This is a genomic window from Mesorhizobium sp. RSR565B, assembly GCF_054719465.1.
This window is the reverse complement of record NZ_JBTTIE010000001.1, coordinates 4,504,142-4,524,833: the sequence shown is the minus strand read 5'-3', so window position 1 is coordinate 4,524,833 and position 20,692 is coordinate 4,504,142. Positions and strand designations below refer to the sequence as shown.

Annotated in this window: 20 protein-coding genes; 6 read left to right on the top strand and 14 right to left on the bottom strand. The window is 63.2% G+C overall.

Going from position 1 to position 20,692, the window contains the following annotated elements:
- Window positions 1–10 precede the first annotated feature (10 nt).
- Complete coding sequence (gene ettA, locus ACYG9R_RS21685; protein WP_023725379.1) at window positions 11–1,660, bottom strand: energy-dependent translational throttle protein EttA; 1,650 nt, start codon at window positions 1,658–1,660, stop codon at window positions 11–13.
- 235 nt (window positions 1,661–1,895) lie between these two features.
- On the opposite strand from ettA, the gene ACYG9R_RS21680 reads away from it, so the two are divergent.
- The gene (locus ACYG9R_RS21680; RefSeq protein ID WP_023705571.1) at window positions 1,896–3,182 is read left to right on the top strand and encodes a GGDEF domain-containing protein; all 1,287 of its coding nucleotides are present in this window, start codon (window positions 1,896–1,898) and stop codon (window positions 3,180–3,182) included.
- A gap of 5 nt (window positions 3,183–3,187) precedes the next feature.
- Here ACYG9R_RS21680 and ACYG9R_RS21675 read toward each other — a convergent pair whose 3' ends face one another.
- The 4 genes from ACYG9R_RS21675 to ACYG9R_RS21660 all read right to left on the bottom strand — a co-directional run bounded on the left by ACYG9R_RS21675 (window position 3,188) and on the right by ACYG9R_RS21660 (window position 6,321).
- A complete protein-coding gene (locus ACYG9R_RS21675) occupies window positions 3,188–3,802 on the bottom strand; it encodes a hypothetical protein (RefSeq protein WP_155923164.1) in 615 nt (204 codons plus the stop codon).
- A gap of 70 nt (window positions 3,803–3,872) precedes the next feature.
- Entirely contained in the window at window positions 3,873–4,886 is a 1,014-nt protein-coding gene (locus ACYG9R_RS21670) for a ribonuclease T2 family protein (RefSeq protein WP_023735981.1), read from the bottom strand.
- Window positions 4,887–4,984: 98 nt separating this feature from the next.
- Entirely contained in the window at window positions 4,985–5,434 is a 450-nt protein-coding gene (locus tag ACYG9R_RS21665; RefSeq protein WP_023714791.1) for a MarR family winged helix-turn-helix transcriptional regulator, read from the bottom strand.
- Window positions 5,431–6,321 carry an alpha/beta fold hydrolase gene (locus ACYG9R_RS21660; protein ID WP_023735982.1) on the bottom strand — a complete coding sequence of 297 codons (891 nt, stop codon included), beginning with the start codon at window positions 6,319–6,321 and terminating at the stop codon, window positions 5,431–5,433. Before ACYG9R_RS21660 ends, ACYG9R_RS21665 begins: the two co-directional genes overlap by 4 nt.
- Before the next feature lie 140 nt (window positions 6,322–6,461).
- On the opposite strand from ACYG9R_RS21660, the gene ACYG9R_RS21655 reads away from it, so the two are divergent.
- The 3 genes from ACYG9R_RS21655 to ACYG9R_RS21645 all read left to right on the top strand — a co-directional run bounded on the left by ACYG9R_RS21655 (window position 6,462) and on the right by ACYG9R_RS21645 (window position 10,298).
- Window positions 6,462–7,394: an alpha/beta fold hydrolase gene (locus tag ACYG9R_RS21655; protein ID WP_023735983.1), complete on the top strand. Its 933-nt coding sequence runs from the start codon at window positions 6,462–6,464 to the stop codon at window positions 7,392–7,394.
- Window positions 7,395–7,476: 82 nt separating this feature from the next.
- The gene (locus ACYG9R_RS21650) at window positions 7,477–8,652 is read left to right on the top strand and encodes a CaiB/BaiF CoA transferase family protein (RefSeq protein WP_023668227.1); all 1,176 of its coding nucleotides are present in this window, start codon (window positions 7,477–7,479) and stop codon (window positions 8,650–8,652) included.
- The gene (locus tag ACYG9R_RS21645) at window positions 8,649–10,298 is read left to right on the top strand and encodes a thiamine pyrophosphate-binding protein (protein WP_023735984.1); all 1,650 of its coding nucleotides are present in this window, start codon (window positions 8,649–8,651) and stop codon (window positions 10,296–10,298) included. Before ACYG9R_RS21650 ends, ACYG9R_RS21645 begins: the two co-directional genes overlap by 4 nt.
- A gap of 246 nt (window positions 10,299–10,544) precedes the next feature.
- On the opposite strand, the gene ACYG9R_RS21640 is transcribed toward ACYG9R_RS21645, so the two are convergent.
- Entirely contained in the window at window positions 10,545–11,828 is a 1,284-nt protein-coding gene (locus ACYG9R_RS21640; protein ID WP_023668225.1) for a cystathionine gamma-synthase family protein, read from the bottom strand.
- A gap of 123 nt (window positions 11,829–11,951) precedes the next feature.
- Here ACYG9R_RS21640 and ACYG9R_RS21635 point away from each other — a divergent pair, with 123 nt between their 5' ends.
- Window positions 11,952–12,410 carry an Lrp/AsnC family transcriptional regulator gene (locus ACYG9R_RS21635; protein ID WP_023682177.1) on the top strand — a complete coding sequence of 153 codons (459 nt, stop codon included), beginning with the start codon at window positions 11,952–11,954 and terminating at the stop codon, window positions 12,408–12,410.
- A 48-nt stretch (window positions 12,411–12,458) separates the two neighbouring features.
- Here ACYG9R_RS21635 and ACYG9R_RS21630 read toward each other — a convergent pair whose 3' ends face one another.
- The 4 genes from ACYG9R_RS21630 to ACYG9R_RS21615 all read right to left on the bottom strand — a co-directional run bounded on the left by ACYG9R_RS21630 (window position 12,459) and on the right by ACYG9R_RS21615 (window position 16,620).
- Window positions 12,459–13,430: an ABC transporter substrate-binding protein gene (locus tag ACYG9R_RS21630; RefSeq protein WP_023682178.1), complete on the bottom strand. Its 972-nt coding sequence runs from the start codon at window positions 13,428–13,430 to the stop codon at window positions 12,459–12,461.
- A gap of 38 nt (window positions 13,431–13,468) precedes the next feature.
- The gene (locus ACYG9R_RS21625) at window positions 13,469–14,623 is read right to left on the bottom strand and encodes an ABC transporter permease (RefSeq protein ID WP_023682179.1); all 1,155 of its coding nucleotides are present in this window, start codon (window positions 14,621–14,623) and stop codon (window positions 13,469–13,471) included.
- Window positions 14,620–15,498, bottom strand: coding sequence for an ABC transporter permease (locus tag ACYG9R_RS21620; RefSeq protein ID WP_023690837.1), 879 nt, complete (start codon window positions 15,496–15,498; stop codon window positions 14,620–14,622). Before ACYG9R_RS21620 ends, ACYG9R_RS21625 begins: the two co-directional genes overlap by 4 nt.
- 330 nt (window positions 15,499–15,828) lie before the next feature.
- On the bottom strand, window positions 15,829–16,620 hold the full coding sequence (locus ACYG9R_RS21615; RefSeq protein WP_023682182.1) for an ABC transporter ATP-binding protein: 792 nt from the start codon (window positions 16,618–16,620) through the stop codon (window positions 15,829–15,831).
- 110 nt (window positions 16,621–16,730) lie between these two features.
- Between ACYG9R_RS21615 and ACYG9R_RS21610 the strand changes: the two genes are divergently transcribed.
- The gene (locus ACYG9R_RS21610; protein ID WP_031196380.1) at window positions 16,731–17,135 is read left to right on the top strand and encodes a cupin domain-containing protein; all 405 of its coding nucleotides are present in this window, start codon (window positions 16,731–16,733) and stop codon (window positions 17,133–17,135) included.
- Window positions 17,136–17,152: 17 nt separating this feature from the next.
- On the opposite strand, the gene ACYG9R_RS21605 is transcribed toward ACYG9R_RS21610, so the two are convergent.
- From ACYG9R_RS21605 to ACYG9R_RS21590, 4 genes are all read right to left on the bottom strand, one after another.
- Window positions 17,153–17,536: a hypothetical protein gene (locus ACYG9R_RS21605; RefSeq protein ID WP_031197044.1), complete on the bottom strand. Its 384-nt coding sequence runs from the start codon at window positions 17,534–17,536 to the stop codon at window positions 17,153–17,155.
- A gap of 16 nt (window positions 17,537–17,552) precedes the next feature.
- Entirely contained in the window at window positions 17,553–17,846 is a 294-nt protein-coding gene (locus ACYG9R_RS21600) for a hypothetical protein (RefSeq protein ID WP_245260000.1), read from the bottom strand.
- Window positions 17,847–17,926: 80 nt separating this feature from the next.
- A complete protein-coding gene (hydA, locus tag ACYG9R_RS21595; protein ID WP_023699634.1) occupies window positions 17,927–19,378 on the bottom strand; it encodes a dihydropyrimidinase in 1,452 nt (483 codons plus the stop codon).
- A 62-nt stretch (window positions 19,379–19,440) separates the two neighbouring features.
- A complete protein-coding gene (locus tag ACYG9R_RS21590; protein WP_023690832.1) occupies window positions 19,441–20,691 on the bottom strand; it encodes a Zn-dependent hydrolase in 1,251 nt (416 codons plus the stop codon).
- Window position 20,692: the final 1 nt, after the last annotated feature.

Genomic DNA, 20,692 nt, shown 5'->3' with positions numbered 1-20,692 from the left:
GGTTGCTCCCTTACCGCGTCAGCCTCTTGTAGGTCATCCTGTGCGGGTTGACGGCTTCGGGGCCGAGACGACGGATCTTGTCCTGCTCGTAGTCCTCGAAATTGCCCTCGAACCATTCGACATGACTGTCACCTTCAAAGGCCAGGATGTGGGTGGCCAGCCGGTCGAGGAACATACGATCGTGCGAGATGATGACGGCGCAGCCGCCAAAGTTTTCCAGCGCGTCTTCGAGCGCCGCCAGCGTTTCGGTGTCGAGATCGTTGGTCGGTTCGTCGAGCAGCAGCACATTGCCGCCGGTCTTCAGCATTTTTGCCAGATGCACGCGGTTGCGCTGGCCGCCGGAGAGGTTGCCGACCTTCTGCTGCTGGTCGCCGCCACGGAAGTTGAACGATGCGCAATAGGCGCGGGTGTTGGCTTCGAACTTGCCGAGCTTGACCACTTCGGCGCCGCCCGAGATTTCTTCCCAGACGGTCTTTGACGGATCGAGCGCATCGCGGCTCTGATCGACATAGCCGAGCTTCACCGTTTCGCCGATGCGGACAGAGCCGGCATCCGGCGTTTCCTGGCCGGTGATCATGCGGAACAGCGTCGTCTTGCCGGCGCCGTTCGGGCCGATGACGCCGACGATGCCGCCTGGCGGCAGCTTGAATTCCAGGCCTTCGATCAACAGCGTGTCGCCAAAGCCCTTCGACAAGCCTTCCGCCTCGATCACCACATTGCCGAGCCGCTCGCCATGCGGAATGACGATCTGCGTATCGCTCGGACGCCGCTTGTCGGCTGCATCCAGCAGCTCCTGGAACGCCTGGATACGCGCCTTGGACTTGGTCTGGCGGGCTTTCGGGCTGGACTGGATCCACTCGCGCTCGCGGCCGATGGCGCGCTGGCGGGCGTCGTCCTCGCGACCTTCCTGCTTGAGGCGCTTGGCCTTGGCTTCGAGGTATTTGGTGTAGTTGCCCTCATAGGGAATGCCGCGGCCGCGATCGAGCTCGAGGATCCATCCCGTGACATTGTCGAGGAAGTAGCGATCGTGGGTGATGATCATCACGGCGCCCGGATAGGCGCGCAGATGCTTTTCGAGCCACGCCGTGGTTTCGGCGTCGAGATGGTTGGTCGGTTCGTCGAGCAGCAAGAGGTCGGGCTGACGCAGCAGCAGCTGGCAGAGCGCGACGCGGCGGCGCTCACCGCCCGAAAGCTTGGTGACCTCGGAATCCTTGGGCGGGCAGCCCAGCGCTTCCATCGCCATCTCGACCTGCTGTTCGAGATCCCACAAATTGAGCCGGTCCATCTCGTCCTGGAGCTTGGCCGACTCGTCAGCCGTCTCGTCGGAGTAGTTCATCATCAATTCGTTGTAGCGCTCGATGATGGCGGTCTTGGCGGCGACGCCTTCCATGATGTTCTCGAACACCGTCTTGTTGGCATCGAGCGCCGGCTCCTGCGCGAGATAGCCGACGGTGGCGCCTTCGGCGAGCCACGCTTCGCCGTTCCACTCCTTGTCGAGCCCGGCCATGATCTTGAGGATCGTCGACTTGCCCGAGCCGTTGGGGCCGAGGATGCCGATCTTGGCGTCGGGATAGAAGGAGAGATGGACATTCTCAAGCACCTTCTTGGTGCCATAGGCCTTGTTGAGGCCGGCCATGTGATAGATGAACTGGCGTGCCACGCGCGCTTTCCTTGATGATTGACCGAAAATGTCGGATTGAATGGAGGTTGGCCGCTATGTAGGCGATGCCGGGCCGAACGGCAATCGCTTTTGCCATTTCAAGCCGGGTGTACACCGCACGTTAAGTTTTCCGCCGGTTGTAGGGAGCGTTGAAATCCCCGGTTAACCCTTCAGCGTCAAAACAGGATCGATCGCTGGCCTGTCGCGATCGAAAGTAGAGATCGGACCGAAGGTAGTGCTGAACAGTTTCCTGCTCCTTGCCGAAGCGGTCGTCTACTTCAGCGTCATGGTCACGCTGTTCCGCTTCAGGGATCGCATCGGCCTCGGCGTCTTCGTCTGCGCGCTGGGCGCCATGCATTTCCTCGAAACCTATCTCGCCAGCGTCTTCTATGTCGCCCTGCCCTTCGGCATGGTCTCGCCAGGCTCGGCGGTGCTGTTTTCCGGCAAGCTGGTGATGCTGCTTCTGCTCTACATGAAGGAAGATGCGGCCACGGTGCGCCAGCCGATCTATGGCCTTTTGCTCGGCAACGCCTTGATGATCGGGCTGGTCCTGATCCTGCGCCTGCACGATATTTCAGCCCTTTCCGACGGCAAGCTTCCCGATATCGGTTTCATCGACCAGTTGGGCTGGCTGATGGTGTGGGGCACGACGCTGCTCTTCATCGACGCCATCCTGATCATCCTGCTTTACGAAAAGCTCGGGCGTTATCTGCGCAAGGCGCCGTTCTCCCGCATCCTGATTTGCGTCGCCTGCGTGCTCACCTTCGACCAGGCCGGATTTTTCACCGCCCTGCATTTCGTAGCAGGCGCACCGATTGCGGTCTTCTTCGGCGGCTGGTTGGCCAAGATGGGTGCCGCTTTTGCCTACAGCGCCATGCTTGTCGCCTACCTCAGATGGTTCGAAACGCGTCAGGTCGTGGCACCCCGCGGGCTGTCCGACGTCTTCGACACGTTGACCTATCGCGAGCGCTACGAAGCCCTGGTCGAACATGTCGGCCGCGACGGCCTCACCGGCCTGTTGCACAGGGGACGCTTTGACAGCGACGGCGAACGTCTGGTTGCCGTCAGCCTGCGCACGGCCCAACCGCTCAGCCTGCTGATCGTCGACGTCGACCATTTCAAGTCGATCAACGATCGCTTCGGCCATGCCGAGGGCGACAGGGTGCTGAGATCGATCGCCCAGGTGCTGACCCAGGCGGCCGGCGCACACGATCAGGTTTTCAGGATCGGCGGCGAGGAGTTCGCCATCCTTTGCTCGCAGCCGCATGCGGTCGCCAGGTTGCTCGGAGAAAACCTCCGCCAGGCCGTCAAGGCGTGCGTAAACCGGTTCGACATCAGCGTCAGCGCCGGCATCGCCACTGTCGATGAGACCGTAGGCTCGCTTGCCGATCTCTTCGCCCTTGCCGACGAGCGTCTCTACAGGGCCAAGTCCACCGGGCGTGACCGCGTCGTCGGCGAAGCGCATGACGATGCCGAAGACCTAACTGCGTGGACATTGCCCACGCGTGGCGTCAGCGGATAAGGCTGTCAGCTCCGCTTGCGCTGCTGCAACGCGCCGACCGCAACTGAAACGGCTATCAGCGCGATGGCCAGCCATTTCAGCACGGTGATGATCGGACTGGCATCGATGTCATAAGCGATGAACAACAGAATGCCGGGCACCAGCAGGCCGCACATGACCAGCATGATGCGGTTGATCTGCCAAGACACTTTTGCTGCCAGCGCTTCGTCACCGGCTTCGCCGACAAGACCGGCGCGCATCTCCCGAGAGATGGCCAACGCGCTCGACAGGCGCATGGAGATCGGCAAGCCGAGCCCGATTATGAGGAAGGCACACGCCGCCAGCAGAGCCGAGAATTTGAGCGCGCTGGTGTCGGCCGGCACCGGAAACAAAAGTGTCGCCAGCGGCAGGAAGACACAGACGATGCCGAGCGCGGCAATGGCGATGAAGATCGCGGCATTGACCCAAGTGAACAGCTGGTAGCGGCCTGCCCCGATCGGCGCGGCAAGCACGCGTATGCGCGCCCACTCGGCATCGGTATAGGAAAAGCCCGGCCATTCCATGCGGCCGTCTTTTATGGCTGTCATTCCCCTGGCCCAGAAAGCCAGCCGCGCCAGCCCGCCTGATGTCATGCCACTCATCGCCACCCCCGCCGAATGAAACACATCCAGACCATATCACCGCGTCACTGCTAAGCGACAGACGGATATCCTACTGGAACCCGGCCGCATCGACCGAACCCTTCGGACAGCCCGCCTTGGTCGTCGGCGCCGAGGCGAGCATGAGAGTGCCCAGCGAACTGTCGGGGCCGATCGGGCCGGTCAGGCCCAGCGTCAGCTCGCCGATCAGCCGCCTGCCGCTCGACGGATCGACCAGGCAGGAGACACGCACCCGCGCGCCCGACCCGGCGCCGAAGGCGCTGTCGAAGGCGCTGCGGATCTGGTCCGAAGTCAGCTGCTTGCCGACATTCCTGGTGAAGAGCTCGCGCACCGGCGAGGCATTCACCGCCCGCATCAGGTTCAGCGCCTCGGCAAAATACTCCTGCTGGCTCTTGCCGTAGCAGGTGCCGTGCTTGATCCATTCATGCCGTTCGAGCTTGGAGGCGGTGCCCGGCATAACCTGGTCGAGCTCGGCGCGCGTAGCGGCATCGAGATCGACCGGCGGCAGGTCTGCCCAATGGGCCGGATTGTCATTGGCCTTGTCGCTCGCCGGCACCTGGCAATAGAAATTGCCGTTCGGCTGCGGCCAGAGCCCATGCAATGTGAAATGCGACGCGTCGAAGCCGCCCGCCGTCTGCGCCTGGCATTCGGGCTTGCTCGACTTGGTTTCGCAGAAGGCCGGCTGCCAGCTCAGCGCGAAAACATATTCGGGTTTTCCTGAAGCCGGCGCCGCAGGCTTGCCCTGATCGGCGGGCGCGGCCGGCTGGGCGGCTGCGCTGCCGCCGGTGACATGACCGCAGCTGATCTTGACCCAGCGACGCTCAGGATCGGCGCCCGGCACGCGGATGAGGTAATGCGTCGGCGCATCCTTGTTGCCGGCCAGGAGGTCGTAGCTCTGTCCAGCCGTTGTCGCGATATTGCCGGGGTTCTTGCCGCTCTTGATTGCCTGCGTTGCTGGACAGGCAGCATCGGCCACGAAGGAGCCGCTCATCTTCACATCGGCGCGCGCTAGGCCGACACCGGCCAGCGCCACCAACACCGCACCCCATATCGCCGATATCCGCATTCCAGCACTCCTAGCGTTTCATAGCGCAAGCTAGAAACGTGTGACATGTCAGAATTACGATTTCTTTCGTCCGCCGCAAAAAACAATCGCTCGGTCGATCAGACCCCGCCCTCCTCGACCCGCTTCGTCAACATACGCAGCAGATCAAGCGCGGTCTCAAGCACGCGAGGCTCGATGCCCTCGCTGATGCGGTTGGCCCAGACATGCTGGCGCGTGCCGATATCCCTGATCGCGGCCCGGCCCGCATCGGTCATCGCCAGGAGCTTGGCGCGGCGGTGCGCCGGGTTGTCCGCATAGGCGGCGAGCCCTTCGGCGGCCAGAATGTCGGCAAGGCGCTGCACGCTCTGGCGGGCAAGCCCCATGTGGCGGGCAATGTCGGCAACCGATTTCGGCTCCTTCAGCACCGCGCCCAGAACCTGCCAGCGCGCCGCCGTCAACCCGGCAGGCTCCGCCAGCCGGTCGGCCGCGTCGAGAAACCCGCCATTCAGCCGGAACACGGCAAGCACCAGTTCGGTGAGCACATCTCCGGCTTCGGTCCTGCTTGTCATTTCTGGCCGGCCTCGATGGTGGAAACGAAAGTGTTGACGGCTTCAGCCACCGCCTCCGGCTTGTCAAGCATCACCCAATGGCCGGAACCGGCGACGGTTCTGTGGCCAATTCCGCTGCGCAGCCGAAACAGGGCCGCCGCATTGTCATTGGCCTCCGTGGCCAGCACGAAGATCGGCCCGTGATAGGCGTCGAGCGTCGGTTCGGGATTCCATTCCGCCAGCGCCTTGCCGACGCCTGCCCGAGCCGCCGGATCGACCACCGCCGCATCGGCGATGACCTGTTTGCGGACATCTGGGTTGGAGCCGGCGATCGAGGTGTAATAAGCGCTCAGGACATCGCCGCCGTTTGGCCCCGCCAGATCGCGCACGAACCCGTCGCGAATCTCTTTGGGCAGGGCGCGCGGATCGGTCGCCGGATCGACCAGCAGGATGCCGGCAACACGGTCGGCATGGCCGGCGGCATAGGCGAGCGCGGCCCCACTGCCGCCGCTATGTGCAACGAGGACAAACCGCTTCAGGCCGAACGCATCGGCCACCGCACCAATATCGTCGGCACGGCCGTCATAGCCGTAGTCGGCATCAGCTGCAGGCGCCGATGCGCCATGGCCGCGAAAATCGAAGGCGACCGCCTCACGGCCACCTGCGGTGAGCTGCATCACCCGGTTCCACTGTGTGGCGCGGCTGCAGTCGCCATGCGCGAACAGGATCGGCAGGCCGTCGCCGGATTTGATGTCGTAGCCGGCAAGCTGGCCCTGCGGGCCGGCAATGGTTGAGGTCTTCATGGTCATCTCCCTGGTCTGGCTGGAAGCAATGCCGGGCAGGAGCATTGCGGATGAAAGGCTCGCCAGCAGAAACGCGCGGCGCGAAACGGTCGAAACGGTTTTCATACTCATGTTCCCGATGTAATTTGACAGTATGCTGTCATATAACCAAATTGACAGCAAGCTGTCAATAGTGACCCCGGCTGATTTCGACCTCCCCTTGACGTCGGTCCCGCCGTCGCCCAACAGTCGCCGAGGAGCGAGACATGGCATTTGACAAGCAGACGACGCTGGCCTCTCCGACCGGGGCCACGCTCAACCTCTATGTGAAGCACGCGGGGGGCTCTCCACGCGCGGTAGTCCAGGTCAATCACGGCCTGGCCGAACATGCGGCGCGCTATGCCCGCTTCGCCGATTACCTCAGCACCCGCGGCTTTCATGTCTACGTCCACGACCATCGCGGCCATGGCGCGACCAAGGCGCCCGATGCCCCGCTCGGCAGGTTCGCCGGCACAGGCGGCCCGGCCAAGGTGATCGCCGATGTCGATGCCGTCCACGATTTGATCGCAAGGGAGCAGCCCGGCCTGCCGGTCATCCTGTTCGGCCATTCGATGGGTGCGTCGGTGGCGCTCAACTACCTGCTGGCGCACTCGCCGCGCGTCCACGCCGCGGCGATCTGGAACGGCAATTTCTCACAAGGCTTGCTCGGCCGGCTTGCGCTCGCCATCCTCGCTTATGAGCGCTTCAGGCTCGGCTCCGATGTCCCCTCACGCGTCTTGCCCAAACTGACCTTCCAGGCCTGGGGCAAGGCGGTGCCCAACCACAAGACGCCGTTCGACTGGCTGTCGCGCGACGAGGCTGAAGTGGCCAAGTACATTGCCGACCCGCTGTGCGGCTGGGATGCCTCGATCTCGATGTGGCGCGATGTCGTGGAGATGGCGCAGAAAGGCGGCAAGGATGCGGGCTTTGCCGGCATCAGGCGCGACCTGCCCGTCAGCATCGTCGGCGGCGAGAAGGATCCGGCCTCCGACTATGGCAAGGGCATCGACCATCTCGCCAAGCGCATGCGTGCGATGGGCTTTTCGAATCTGGTTTCAAAGGTTTACGCCGACACCCGCCACGAAAGCTTGAACGAGGTGAACCGCGATGTCGTCATGGACGATTTCGCTGCCTGGGCCGATAGCGTGCTCAAACGCTGACATCGCTGGCCCACCGCAAGGCCCGTGACAGCGGCATCCCGGGTTGATAGAGGCTGCGGTTCCGACCCGTTTTTGGTGATTTATGGCTGAACCTCCGCTGAAAGGCGTCCGCGTCGTCGAACTCGCCCGCATCCTGGCCGGCCCCTGGGCAGGACAATTGCTGGCCGATCTCGGCGCCGATGTCATCAAGGTCGAGAGCCCCGATGGCGGCGACGATACCCGCAAATGGGGTCCTCCCTTCGTCATGAGCCATGATGGCGAGAACCTGTCGGCCGCCTATTACCACTCCTGCAATCGCGGCAAGCGCTCCATCGCCGTCGATTTCTCGACGCCCGAAGGGGCCGAGACGGTGCGCCGGCTGGTTGCCACGGCCGACATTCTGATCGAGAACTTCAAGCTCGGCGGCCTCAAGAAATACGGGCTCGATTACGAGAGCCTGAAGGCGATCAATCCAAAGCTCGTCTACTGCTCGATCACCGGCTTCGGCCAGGATGGGCCTTACGCACCCCGCGCCGGCTATGATTTCATCATCCAGGCCATGGCCGGCATGATGTCGATCACCGGCGAGGTCGGGCGCGAGCCGCAAAAAGCCGGCGTCGCCATATCGGACATCTTCACCGGCCTCTATTCGGTGATCGCCATCCAGGCAGCGCTTCGCCATGCCGAAAAGACCGGCCAGGGACAGCATATCGACATGGCGCTGTTCGACACGCAGATTTCCGCACTCGGCAACCAGAACCTCAACTATCTCGTCTCCGGCAAGGCGCCGGTGCAGATGGGCAATGCGCATATGAACATTGCGCCCTATGAGGTTGTCCCGGTCAGGGACGGCCATATCATCCTGGCGGTCGGCAATGACGGCCAGTTCGCCAAATTCTGCGCCGCCGTCGGACTCGACCATCTCTCAGCGAATCCCGATTTCGCCACCAATCCGGCCCGCGTCGCCAACCGGGTGAAATTGCGCGAGCACATGATCGAGACGCTGAAGAACTGGGACCGAGACCCGTTGCTGGCCAAGCTCGAAGCGGCAAGCGTGCCGGCGAGCCCGATCAACAATATCGGCCAGATGTTTGCCGACCCGCAGACGATCGCACGCGGCATGCGCCTCGACCTCGACGATGGCCATGGCAATCGTCTGCCCTCGGTGCGCGCGCCGATGGTGATGTCCGGCACACCGCTGGTCTATGAACGCCCTTCGCCACGCCTTGGCGAACATACCGAAGAAATTCTTGCCGAACTGGAGAAGTCTGGACGATGAAGACCGGTGGACAACTGATTGTCGACGCACTCGAGGCGAACGGCACCGACCGCATCTTCTGCGTGCCCGGCGAATCCTATCTCGCGGTGCTCGACGCATTGCATGACTCGCCCATCCGCACCATTGTCTGCCGACAGGAAGGCGGCGCCGCCATGATGGCCGACTGCCAGGGGCGGCTGACCGGCCAGCCCGGCATCTGCTTCGTCACCCGCGGCCCCGGCGCCACCAATGCGTCGGCCGGCATTCACATTGCCATGCAGGATTCGATACCCGTCATCCTGTTCATCGGCCAGGTCGCCAGCCACGCCAAGGAGCGCGAGGCTTTCCAGGAGGTCAACTACAAGCGCTTCTTCGGCGACATCGCCAAATGGGTGGTGGAGATCGACGATGCCGCGCGCATCCCCGAACTCGTCACCCGCGCCTTTGCTGTCGCGACATCGGGCCGCCCCGGCCCCGTCGTCGTCTCGCTGCCGGAGGACATGCTGACCAGTCTTGTCGACGCGCCCGCGGCCTTGCCGCACACGCCGGTCGAAACCCGGCCCGGCGAAGCCGAACTCGATGCTTTGGAAAAGCTTCTGGCCAAAGCCAAGCGTCCCTTCGTCATCCTCGGCGGCACACGCTGGGACGAGGAAGCGGTGGCACGTATGCGCACCATTGCCGAGGCCTGGTCGCTGCCGGTCGGCTGCTCCTTCCGCCGCCAGATGCTGTTCGACCATCTGCACCCGAACTATGCCGGCGATGTCGGCATCGGCATCAACCCGACGCTGGCCACCGCCATCAAGCAGGCCGACCTGGTGCTGCTGATCGGCGGCCGCATGGGCGAGATGCCGTCCTCCGACTACACGTTGCTGAAAAGCCCCTATCCCGACCAGACGCTGGTCCATGTCCATGCCGATGCCGGCGAACTCGGCCGTGTCTACCGGCCGACCCTGGCGATCAACGCTGCGCCGTCAGCCTTCGTCGAAGCCTTCGCCAAGCGCAAGCCAGCCTCCGCGCCAGCCTGGGCGGATGAGACAGCGAAAGCACACGCTGCCTACCTCGACTGGTCGACGCCTCCTGAGACCGGCCCCGGCACGGTCCAGATGGGACCGATCATGAATTACCTGGAAAAGGTTCTGCCCGACGACGCCATTTTCACCAACGGCGCCGGCAATTACGCCACCTGGCTGCACCGCTTCCACCGCTTTCGCCGCTTCGCCACGCAGGGCGCGCCGACCTCCGGTTCGATGGGTTATGGCACGCCGGCCGCGGTTGCCGCCAAGGCGCTCCATCCCGACCGCACCGTGATCGCCTTTGCCGGCGACGGCTGCTTCCTGATGAACGGACAGGAATTCGCTACCGCCGTGCAATACGACCTGCCGATCATCGTTATCGTCGTGAACAACGGCATCTACGGCACCATCCGCATGCACCAGGAGCGCGACTATCCCGGCCGTGTCGTCGCCACCGATCTGAAGAACCCTGACTTTGCCGCTCTTGCCCGCGCCTATGGCGGCCACGGCGAGACGGTCGAGAACACGGCAGATTTTGCCCCTGCCTTCGAGCGTGCCCGCGCCAGCGGCAAGCCGGCGATCGTCGAAATCAGGCTCGACCCCGAGGCGATCACGCCGACGCGGACGATGACGCAGATCCGCGACAAGAGCTGAGAAGTTAGCAGCGAAAGCCGAGTTCCGTCACACCCCCCTCTGTCCTGCCGGACATCTCCCCCTCAAGGGGGGAGATTGGATGTCATGTCGCCCTTCGCCAATCTGCAGCGTTGCAGACAGGGCGCTATGGTCAGAGCTGCTGATCTCCCCCCTTGAGGGGGAGATGTCCGGCAGGACAGAGGGGGGTGCTGTCCCGCCGACGCTGCCAAGACGATCGCCCCTTTCCTGATATCTACAAGCGAGCTATCAGACCGCTGCCAGCGCCTGCGTCAGGTCGGCGATAAGATCGTCCGGATGCTCGACGCCGATCGACAGCCTGACCGTGGTCTCCAGCACGCCAATGCGCTGGCGCACGTCGAAGGGAATGCCGGAGTGCGTCATCGCCGCCGGGTGGCTGGCGAGTGACTCCGTGCCGCCGAGGCTCACCGCCAGCTTGAATATTTGCAGCCCGTTGAGAAATGCGAAGGCCGCCTTCTCTCCGCCTTTGATATCGAAAGAAAATGTCGACCCGGCGCCGCTGCATTGCGCCTTGTAGGCCCGTCCCGCTGCCGTATCCTCGCCCAGGAACGGCAGGTAATGCACCTTCTCGACCTTGGCGTGATCGCGCAGGAATTCGGCCACGAGCCGCGCATTGTCGTTGGCGCGCTCCATGCGGATGGACAGCGTCTCCAGCGAGCGGCCGAGCATCCAGCAGGAATGCGGGTCGAGTTGCGTGCCGATGGCGCCGCGCAGCGCCTTGATCGGCTTGGTCACCGCCTTGCTGCCCATCGCCGCACCGGCGATCAGGTCGGAATGGCCGCCGACATATTTGGTCAGCGAATAGACGGAGACATCCGCGCCATGTTCGATCGGTCGCTGGAACACCGGGCCGAGCAGCGTGTTGTCGCAGACGATGATCGGCGTTGATCCTTGGCTTGCGCCGATCTCGTCGGCAAACTTCCGGATCAGTGCGATGTCGACCAGGCTGTTGGTCGGATTCGACGGCGTTTCGATGAGAATGACCGAGACACGCCCCTTCGCCACCGCTGCATCAGCAGCGGCCCGCACCGCCTTGTCGTCGACGCCGTCGGCGAAGCCGACAGCGCCGATGCCGAAGCCGGACAGCGTGCGCGTCAAAAGCGTCTCGGTGCCGCCGTAAAGCGGCTGCGAATGCAGGATGACATCGCCCGGCCGGGCATAGGCGAGCAGCGTCGTGGCGATCGCCGACATGCCCGACGAGAACAGGATGCAGGCGTCCGTTCCCTCATAGACCGCCAGCCGGTCCTCGACGATCTCCGAGTTGGGATGATTGAAGCGCGAATAGACCAGGCCGGACGCCGTGCCGCTCGGCGGCTCCTTGCGGCCGGATGTGTAGTCGAAGAAGTCGCGTCCCTCCTCCGCCGATTTGAACACGAAGGTCGAGGTCAGGAACACCGGCGGCTTGACGGCGCCTTCCGACAGTTGCGGATCGAAGCCATAGCTCAACATCAACGTTTCCGGATGGAGCTTGTGGTTGCCGATGTGGGTTTTCGACGGGCGCGGCGCGGTCATGGCTTTTCCTGCGTTCTGGAGGAGTCTCGTCCAGCAATTTATGCGATCCCGGTCCACCAGTCCTTGCTATTTTCGGCCTCGCATGGCTGCATCCCGGCAACAAATTGCCGAGCGAGAGCAAAAGTGCAACAGAAGATAGCCGACGATTTCGACCGCAAGATCCTGCGCGAGCTGCAGGCCGACGCCCGCATCACCAACAATGAGCTTGCGGAGCGCATCGGCCTGTCGCCGTCGCCATGTTTGAGGAGGGTACGCCGGCTGGAGGAGGCCGGCATTATCCGGGGCTATACCACGCTGGTCGACCCGGCCGCCTTCGGCTGGAACATGGTCGCCATCGCCACCGTCCGGCTCAGCCGCCAGAACGAGGACGAGATCGTCATGTTCGAAGACGCCATCCGCGGTTGGGAAGAGGTACTGGAATGCCACCTCGTCACCGGGTCACGCGATTATGTGTTGAAAGTGGTGACCGGCAGCCTCGAACAGTACGAGCGCTTCATCAAGGAAAAGATCGCGCGGCTGAAATGCGTCGCGTCGATCGAGACCAGCTTCGTCATGAACACCATAAAGGAACGGCGCCTCTGACATTTGGTCAAAGGCGCCGCTCTCGAGGTCGAAATTGCCTGGCCAGGCTTATTTGATCGCCTTGTCGGTGATGGCTGTGGTGTAGGCGCCGGTCGGCGCCTTGGTGATGATCTTCTGGTCGAGCAGCGCCTTGGCGGTGCGCTCGTAGGTCGCCGGGTCGAGCTTGCCGTCGGCATTGTCGATCAGCTTGGCGACTTCGCTCATCATCCGCTTCTGGTGGTTTTCGTCCTGGCCACCGCCGTCCATGACAATGCCCGCGGCCTCGTCATTGTTGTCGATGGCATATTTCCAGCCCTTCATCGAGGCGCGCACGAAACGCACCATCTTGTCTTCGAAAGCCGGATCCTTGAGCTTGTCTTCCGAGGCATAGAGCCCGTCCTCAAGCAGGTCGTTGCCCATCGCCGAGTAGTTGAACACGGTGAGCTGGTCCGGCTTGTAGCCGGCATCGATCAGCTGCCAGTACTCGTTGTAGGTCATGACCGAAATGCAATCCGCCTGCTTCTGGATCAGCGGCTGCACGTCGAAGCTCTGCTTCAAAACCGTGACGCCGTCCGGGCCGCCTTCGGTCTTCAGGCCGAGCTTGTTCATCCAGGCGTAGAATGGATATTCGTTACCGAAGAACCAGACGCCCAGCGTGTGACCCTTGAAATCGGCTTCGGTCTTGATCGGGCCGTCCTTCGGGCAGACCAGCTCCATACCGGCCTTCTTGAACGGCTGGGCGATGTTGACCAGCGGCACGCCCTTTTCGCGCGCGGCGAGCGCCCCGCCCATCCAGTCGACGATGACGTCGGCGCCACCGCCGGCGATCACCTGCTCGGGTGCGATATCGGGACCGCCCGGCTTGATGTCGACGTCGAGGCCTTCTGCTTCATAAAAACCCTTGGCCTTGGCGACATAGTAGCCGGCAAACTGCGCCTGCGTGACCCATTTCAGCTGCAAGGTCACCTTGTCGGCGGCCATTGCCTGGAACGCGGCCAGCGACATCGCGCCGGCCAGCATCGGAATGATCAGTCTTTTCATGTTTTTACCCTCTGAAGTTAACACCCGAACCCACCGCCCTATCCACCACGGACAGAGGGATGCCAAAACGTGACGGCTCTCTCGACGAGAGCGACCACGCCATAAAAGACCGAACCCGCCAGTGCTGCAACTGCGATTTCGGCCCAGACCATATCGATGTTCATCCGCCCGACCTCGGTCGAGATGCGAAAGCCCATGCCGACGACCGGCGTGCCGAAGAACTCGGCGACAATGGCGCCGATCAGCGCCAGCGTCGAGTTGATCTTCAGCGCGTTGAAGATGAAGGGCGCTGCCGCCGGCAGCCGGAGCTTCAAGAGTGTTGGCCAGTAGCCCGACGCATAGGTGCGCATCAGGTCGCGCTCCATATGGCCGGAGGCGGCAAGACCGGCAACCGTGTTCACCAGCATCGGGAAGAAGGTCATGATGATGACGACCGCGGCCTTGGACGGCCAGTCGAAGCCGAACCACATCACCATGATCGGCGCCACACCGATGATCGGCAGCGCCGAGACCATATTGCCGATCGGCAGCAGACCGCGGCGCAGGAACGGCACGCGGTCGGCCGCAATCGCCACCAGGAAGCCGGCGCCGCTGCCGATGACATAACCGAAGATCACCGCCTTGAAGATGGTCTGCCTGATATCGGCGCCGAGCACCGGCAGGGAACTGGCGATGCGCACACCGATGGCGCTCGGCGGCGGCAAAAGGATGAAGGGAATGCCGGCGCCACGCGTCACCGCTTCCCATATGATCAGGATCCAGGCGCCGAAGATCGCCGGGATGATGAGGCGCAGCGCCATCCGCGCCCCTTTTGCCATCGGGCGAAGCCCCGACAGCACCGCCACACAGCGCCAGGCCAGCAGCCAGGCAGCGGCGAGCAGCAGGAAATAAGGCGCCAATGCCGTGCCTTCGAAACCTGTAATGCCCGAGATCAGCATCCAGGCGACGAGATGAGCGCCGATGAACAGCACCGCAGCCTCGGCCAGCGGCGAAATTCTGATCATCGAGATCAGCCCTGCCAGCACGGCCAGGCCGATCATCGGGGTCTTTATCCCGAAATAGGGGTAGTCGAAGCTTGCTGTCGGGTCTGCAAGGGCGGCCGCTTCCGGCTTCGACATCGCACCGAGCGCGACGGCGACGAGGCACAGCGCAATGGCCAGCACGGCTTGCCAGGAGGGCTTCAGCCAGTTCATGCCGGCCTCCCGCCCATCGCGCGGTCAACGAGGCGCCCGGCTATGCCGACCACCATGACCAGAAGGGCCGCCACCACCGAGCCCGCCACAAGGGCGGACCAGATGTCGATGGACTGGCTGTAATAGGCGCCTGCCAAAAGCTTGGCGCCGATGCCGGCGACAGCACCGGTCGGCAGTTCGCCGACAATGGCGCCGACCAGGCTCGCCGCCACCGCCACCTTCATCGAGGTGAACAGGAACGGCACCGAGGCCGGCACCCGCAGCTTCCAGAAGGTCTGCGAGACACTGGCATTGTAGGTGTGCATCAGGTCGAGATGCATGAGTTCGGGCGAGCGCAGGCCCTTCACCATGCCAACCGTCACCGGGAAGAACGACAGGTAGGTCGAGATCATCGCCTTTGGGATCAGACCGCTGATGCCGATCGCCCCCAGCACGACGATGATCATCGGCGCCACCGCCAGAATGGGAATCGTCTGGGAGGCGATGATCCACGGCATCAGGCTGCGGTCGAGCGTCGCCACATGCACGATGCCAACCGCGATGACGATGCCGAGCGCCGTGCCGAAGGCAAAGCCGAGCAACGTCGACGACAGGGTCACCCAGGCATTGTAGACGAGGCTTCGGCTCGATGTGATGGGCCGCAGGAAGGTGTTCTCGAAGAAGTTCACCGCCACCTGATGCGGCGCCGGCAGCGTCGGCTTGGGCTGCGACAGCGTCTTGCCGATGAATTCGACGGTGTCGTGGGTTTCCCCGGCGCGCCGGTCGAGGTCGCGCTGGAAGGGCGCGTTTAGGATGACGGCGAAGACATACCAGAGCACCACCACGCCCAGGAGGATGGAGGTCACGGGGATGAATTTTTCGCGGAAGGTGTCCATCAGGCGCGCTCCCCTTCTCCTCTCCCCGCCGGGAAGAGGGTGGCCGGAGCGAAGCGGAGGCCGACCACCTCCGCGTTCGTCATCCTAGGGCGGAGCGACACGAAGCGTCGTGCAGACCCTAGGATCCATTCCGTGACGTTGGCCGAGGGGTATAAGCGGTTGAGAATGTTCGCCTTCGCGGGCGCAGCGGCGTGTGCACCGTTTTGCACCGTTGCGGACCGTATAGGTAACGGTATGGATCCTAGGGTCTGCCCCGCGTCGCTTCGCTCCTTGCTTCGCCCTAGGATGACGAAGGCGTGGCGGCGACGTCCGCACTCATTCGCTACCCCCTCAATCATCATAGCTGTGCCCTGCCCTCAAGCCATCGCGTACCCTGGCCGCGATCGCCAAAAATTCCGGCGTCTCGCGGATATCCAGTGGCCGCTCTTTTGGCAGCGTCGATTCGATGATGTCGGTAACCCGACCTGGGCGCGGCGACATGACGACGATGCGCGTCGACAGATACACCGCCTCGGGGATGGAATGGGTGACGAAGCAGATCGTCTTGTTGGTGCGCGCCCACAATTCCAGAAGCTGTTCATTGAGATGGTCGCGCACGATCTCGTCCAGCGCGCCGAAGGGCTCGTCCATCAGCAACAGGTCGGCGTCGAAGGCGAGCGCGCGGGCGATCGAAGCGCGCTGCTGCATGCCGCCGGAAAGCTGCCAAGGGTATTTCTTCTCGAAGCCGGAGAGGTTGACGAGCTCCATCGTGCGCTTGATGCGCTCGGCCTGCTCCGCTCTCGAAAGGCCGATGATCTCCAGCGGCAGCGCCACGTTACGCTCGATCGTGCGCCACGGGAAAAGGGCTGCCGCCTGGAAGACGTAGCCATAAGCGCGTTTCTCGCGCGCCTGTTCCGGCGTCATGCCGTTGACCGAGATCATGCCCGATGTCGGTTTTTCCAGATCGGCGATGACGCGCAGCAAGGTGGTCTTGCCGCAGCCCGATGGGCCGATGAAGGAGACGAACTCGCCCTTGCCGATGGTCAGGTCGACATTGGAGAGCGCCTCTACCGGACCGTCATTGGTCTGAAAGGTAAGGCCAAGTCTGCTTGCCGAGACGACGGCTGGCGATTGTCCCGTCATCGCTTGCTGCCTGCCTCTCGCAGCCGCCCAGGATGAAATGCCGTTGCATTCGCGTTGATGTTGCTTTCCACTCGTCCAATCCCACCCACTCGACGCCCGGAGCCTTGCCGATGTCGCCCAAACCCACTTGTCACCTTATCCGTCCTGAAAGCACTTATGAAGGCAAGCAGGGATTGACCTATTTTGCCGGCATTGCAGCCGAGACGGTCGGCTCGTCCGGCATCTGCATGCATCTGCTCACCCTGCCGCCCGGCGCCCGCGCCAAGGCGCATCTGCATGAAAGCCATGAGACGGCGATCTATGTGCTCTCGGGCGAGGTCCACACATGGTATGGCGACAGGCTCGAGAACCACATCGTCGTCAAGGCCGGCGACCTCTTCTACATCCCGGCCGGCGTACCGCATCTGCCGGCCAATATGAGCAACGCCCCGTCCTCGGCCGTCATCGCCCGCACCGATCCCAATGAACAGGAAAGCGTCGTCCTGTTGCCGGAGCTGGATGCGCTGGTGGCCTGACGCTGACGGGACTGCCGTCATTTGCACCGCGCCACTTCGCCCATGACATTGCCGTCCTCGTCGGCGACCGTCAGCTTCTTGGCGTTCTTGGCGCTGCGCTTGATGGTGAATTTGGTCGGCTCCTGTCCGTCTTCACCTTCGGCCTCGCATGTCGCCGTCACCACCAGCGAACCATCAGCCTGCGCTTGCTTCTCCGTGAAGGTGCAGGCGCTGGCGGCGGTGACCAATGCCTCGTCGGTCAAAAGCAGCATCCGATCGGCGGCGACTTCCTGGCCGTTGCGGTTGATGCAGCCATATTTGTCCCCATAGGGTTTCGTCAGGTCGATGCCTGCCGCAAGGGCCTGACCCGCAGCCAGAACGACTACCATCGCAACAGACGGCCCCAAACCGCGCGCGCTCATTCCCCCAGCTCCAACGTCACGAACACGGTTGCAACGGCCCCATTTCTTCAAGACCGGGAATGGTCACGAAGAACCCACCCTCGCCCTTGTTGGTGACCACAACGGTTTCAGCCGTCGTCCCCGCCTCGCCTTCGGCGGAACAGGTCGCATCAAGCGATTGCGTGCCCGGCGCCCACGTCAATTGCTGCGCGAACCGGCAGCCGCTGCCATAGGTCTCGATGCCCTCGGCGGTCAGCACGATATAATCGTCGCGGCCCTGAAAGCCGGCCTTTGCAAAGACACAACCGGCATCGTTGCCCCAGAAGCCCACCAGCCTCTCGGCCCCTGTTGCCGGACCAGCGACCACCATCGCCACGACCAGTGAAATGAGCGCCCCCGGGCTCCGCAACGTCAAACGCCTGTCGCCGGAATGCCGGTGCGTTCGACCTTGCGCGGCGCGGTGATGTCCTTCCAGGTCGATAGAGCCCGGTTGACCGCCGCGTTCGGCTCGCGGGCGACGAATTCGCCATGGCCGGGCTTGGCCTTGACCTCCGCTTCCTCGACCGACAATTCGCCGCGCGAAAAGACGAAGCGCGGCAGGCCGGTCACCTCAAAACCTTCGAAGACGTTGTAGTCGATCACCGATTGCTGCTTCTTCGAGGTGATGGTCTTCTTGGCGCTGGGGTCCCACACCACGATGTCGGCGTCCGCGCCTTCGACGATGGCGCCCTTCCTAGGATACATGTTGAGGATCTTGGCGATGTTGGTCGAAGTCACCGCGACGAACTCGTTCATCGTCAGCCGCCCGGTGTTGACGCCCGTCGTCCACAGCACGGGCAAGCGGTCTTCAAGCCCGCCAGTGCCGTTCGGGATCTTGGTGAAATCGCCGACGCCGTTGCGCTTCTGCTTGGTGGTGAAGGCGCAGTGGTCGGTCGCCACCACCTGCAGCGATCCCGCCTGCAGGCCGGCCCACAGCGAATCCTGGTGCAGCTTGTTGCGGAAGGGCGGACTCATGACGCGGCGCGCCGCATGGTCCCAATCCTTGTCGAAATACTCGCTTTCATCCAGCGTCAGATGCTGGATCAGCGGCTCGCCGAAAACCCGAATGCCCTTCTGGCGGGCGCGGCGGATGGCTTCGTGGCTCTGCTCGCAGGACACATGCACGACATAGAGCGGCACGCCGGCCATGTCGGCGATCATGATGGCGCGGTTGGTCGCCTCGCCCTCCACTTCCGGCGGCCGCGAATAGGCGTGTCCCTCGGGGCCATTATTGCCGGCGGCGAGCAGCTTTTGCGACAGCGCCGCAACCACGTCGCCATTCTCGGCATGAACGAGCGGCAGCGCGCCGAGATCGGCGCAGCGCTGGAACGACGCGTACATCTCGTCGTCGTCCACCATCAGCGCGCCCTTGTAGGCCATGAAATGCTTGAACGAGGTAATGCCTCTGTCGACGACGGTGGCCATCTCGTCGAACACCTGCTTGCCCCACCAGGTGATCGCCATGTGGAAGGAGTAGTCGCAGGCAGCCTTCGAGGTCTTGTTGTCCCACATCTGCAACGCTTCCAGCAGCGACTGCTGCGGCGCCGGCAGGCAGAAATCGACCACCATCGTGGTGCCACCGGAAAGGGCCGCACGCGTCCCGGACTCGAAATCGTCGGCCGAATAGGTGCCCATGAACGGCATTTCGAGATGGGTGTGCGGATCGATGCCGCCCGGCATGACGTAACAGCCGCTGGCGTCGAACTCATGGTCGCCATGCAGGTTCGAGCCGATGGCGACGATCTTGCCGTGCTGCATCAGCACATCGGCCTTCCAGGTGCGGTCGGCGGTGACGATGGTGCCGTTTCGGATGACTTTGGTCATTGTCGTGTTCCCTTGTTCTCTTCGCGCTTCTTGTGAGCGTCGTTTTGAATACAGATCTTAGTTCACGCCACGATCCCCGCTGTCTCTACCACCGCATGGAACAGCACGTCGGCGCCGGCGCCGGCCCATTCCTTGGTGATTTCCTCAGCCTCGTTGTGTGACAACCCGTCAACGCAGGGGCACATCACCATGGCGGTCGGCGCAACGCGGTTGATCCAGCAGGCGTCGTGGCCGGCGCCGGAGACGATGTTGCGGTGGGAATAGCCGAGCCGATCGGCGGCGTCGCGGATCGCCTTGACGCAGCCGGCATCGAAGGTGACCGGATCGAAAGCGCCGACCTGCTCGACCTTGTACTGGATGTCGAGCGCCTCACAGATTGTGTCGATGCCTTCGCGTATGCGCCCATCCATCGCGTCCAGCACTTCCTTCTCGGGCGAGCGGATGTCGATGGTGAAGACGGTGCGCCCGGCGATGATGTTGCGCGAGTTCGGAAACACCTCCATGTGGCCGACCGCGCCGACGGCGTCGGGCTGGTAGTCCATGGCGATCTCGTGCACCAGTTCGATGACCCGAGCCATGCCGAGCCCGGCATTACGGCGCTTGGGCATCGGGGTCGAGCCGGTATGCGCCTCCTTGCCGGTCAGCGTTACCTGCAGCCATTTCAGGCCCTGGCCGTGGGTGACGACGCCAATGTCGATGCCTTCGTCCTCGAGGATCGGCCCCTGCTCAATATGCAGTTCGAAGAAGGCGTGGATCTTGCGATCACCGACTTTCTCGGTGCCTTTCCAGCCGATGCGCTCCAGCTCCTCGCCAAATTTCCTGCCCTGTTTATCAGTGTGCTGATACACGTCCGCCTGATCGAGCACACCGGCGAACACGCCGGACGCCATCATAGCCGGGGCAAAGCGCGAGCCTTCCTCATTGGTCCAGTTGGTAACGACGATCGGATGCCTGGTCTGGATGCCGAGATCGTTAAGCGAGCGAATAATCTCCAGCCCGCCGAGCACGCCGAGCACGCCGTCATATTTGCCGCCGGTCGGCTGCGTGTCGAGATGGCTGCCGACATAAACCGGCGGCAGGCTGGGATCAGCGCCTTCCCGGCGGGCAAACATGGTGCCCATTTCGTCGAGCCCCATTTCGAGCCCGGCCGCCTCGCACCAGCGCTTGAACAGATGCCGTCCCTCGCCGTCCTCGTCGGTCACGGTCTGGCGATTGTTGCCGCCGGCAATACCGGGGCCGATCTTCGCCATCTCCATGATGGAATCCCACAAACGGTCTGAATTGATTCGCAGATTCTCGCCTGGGGCGGCCATG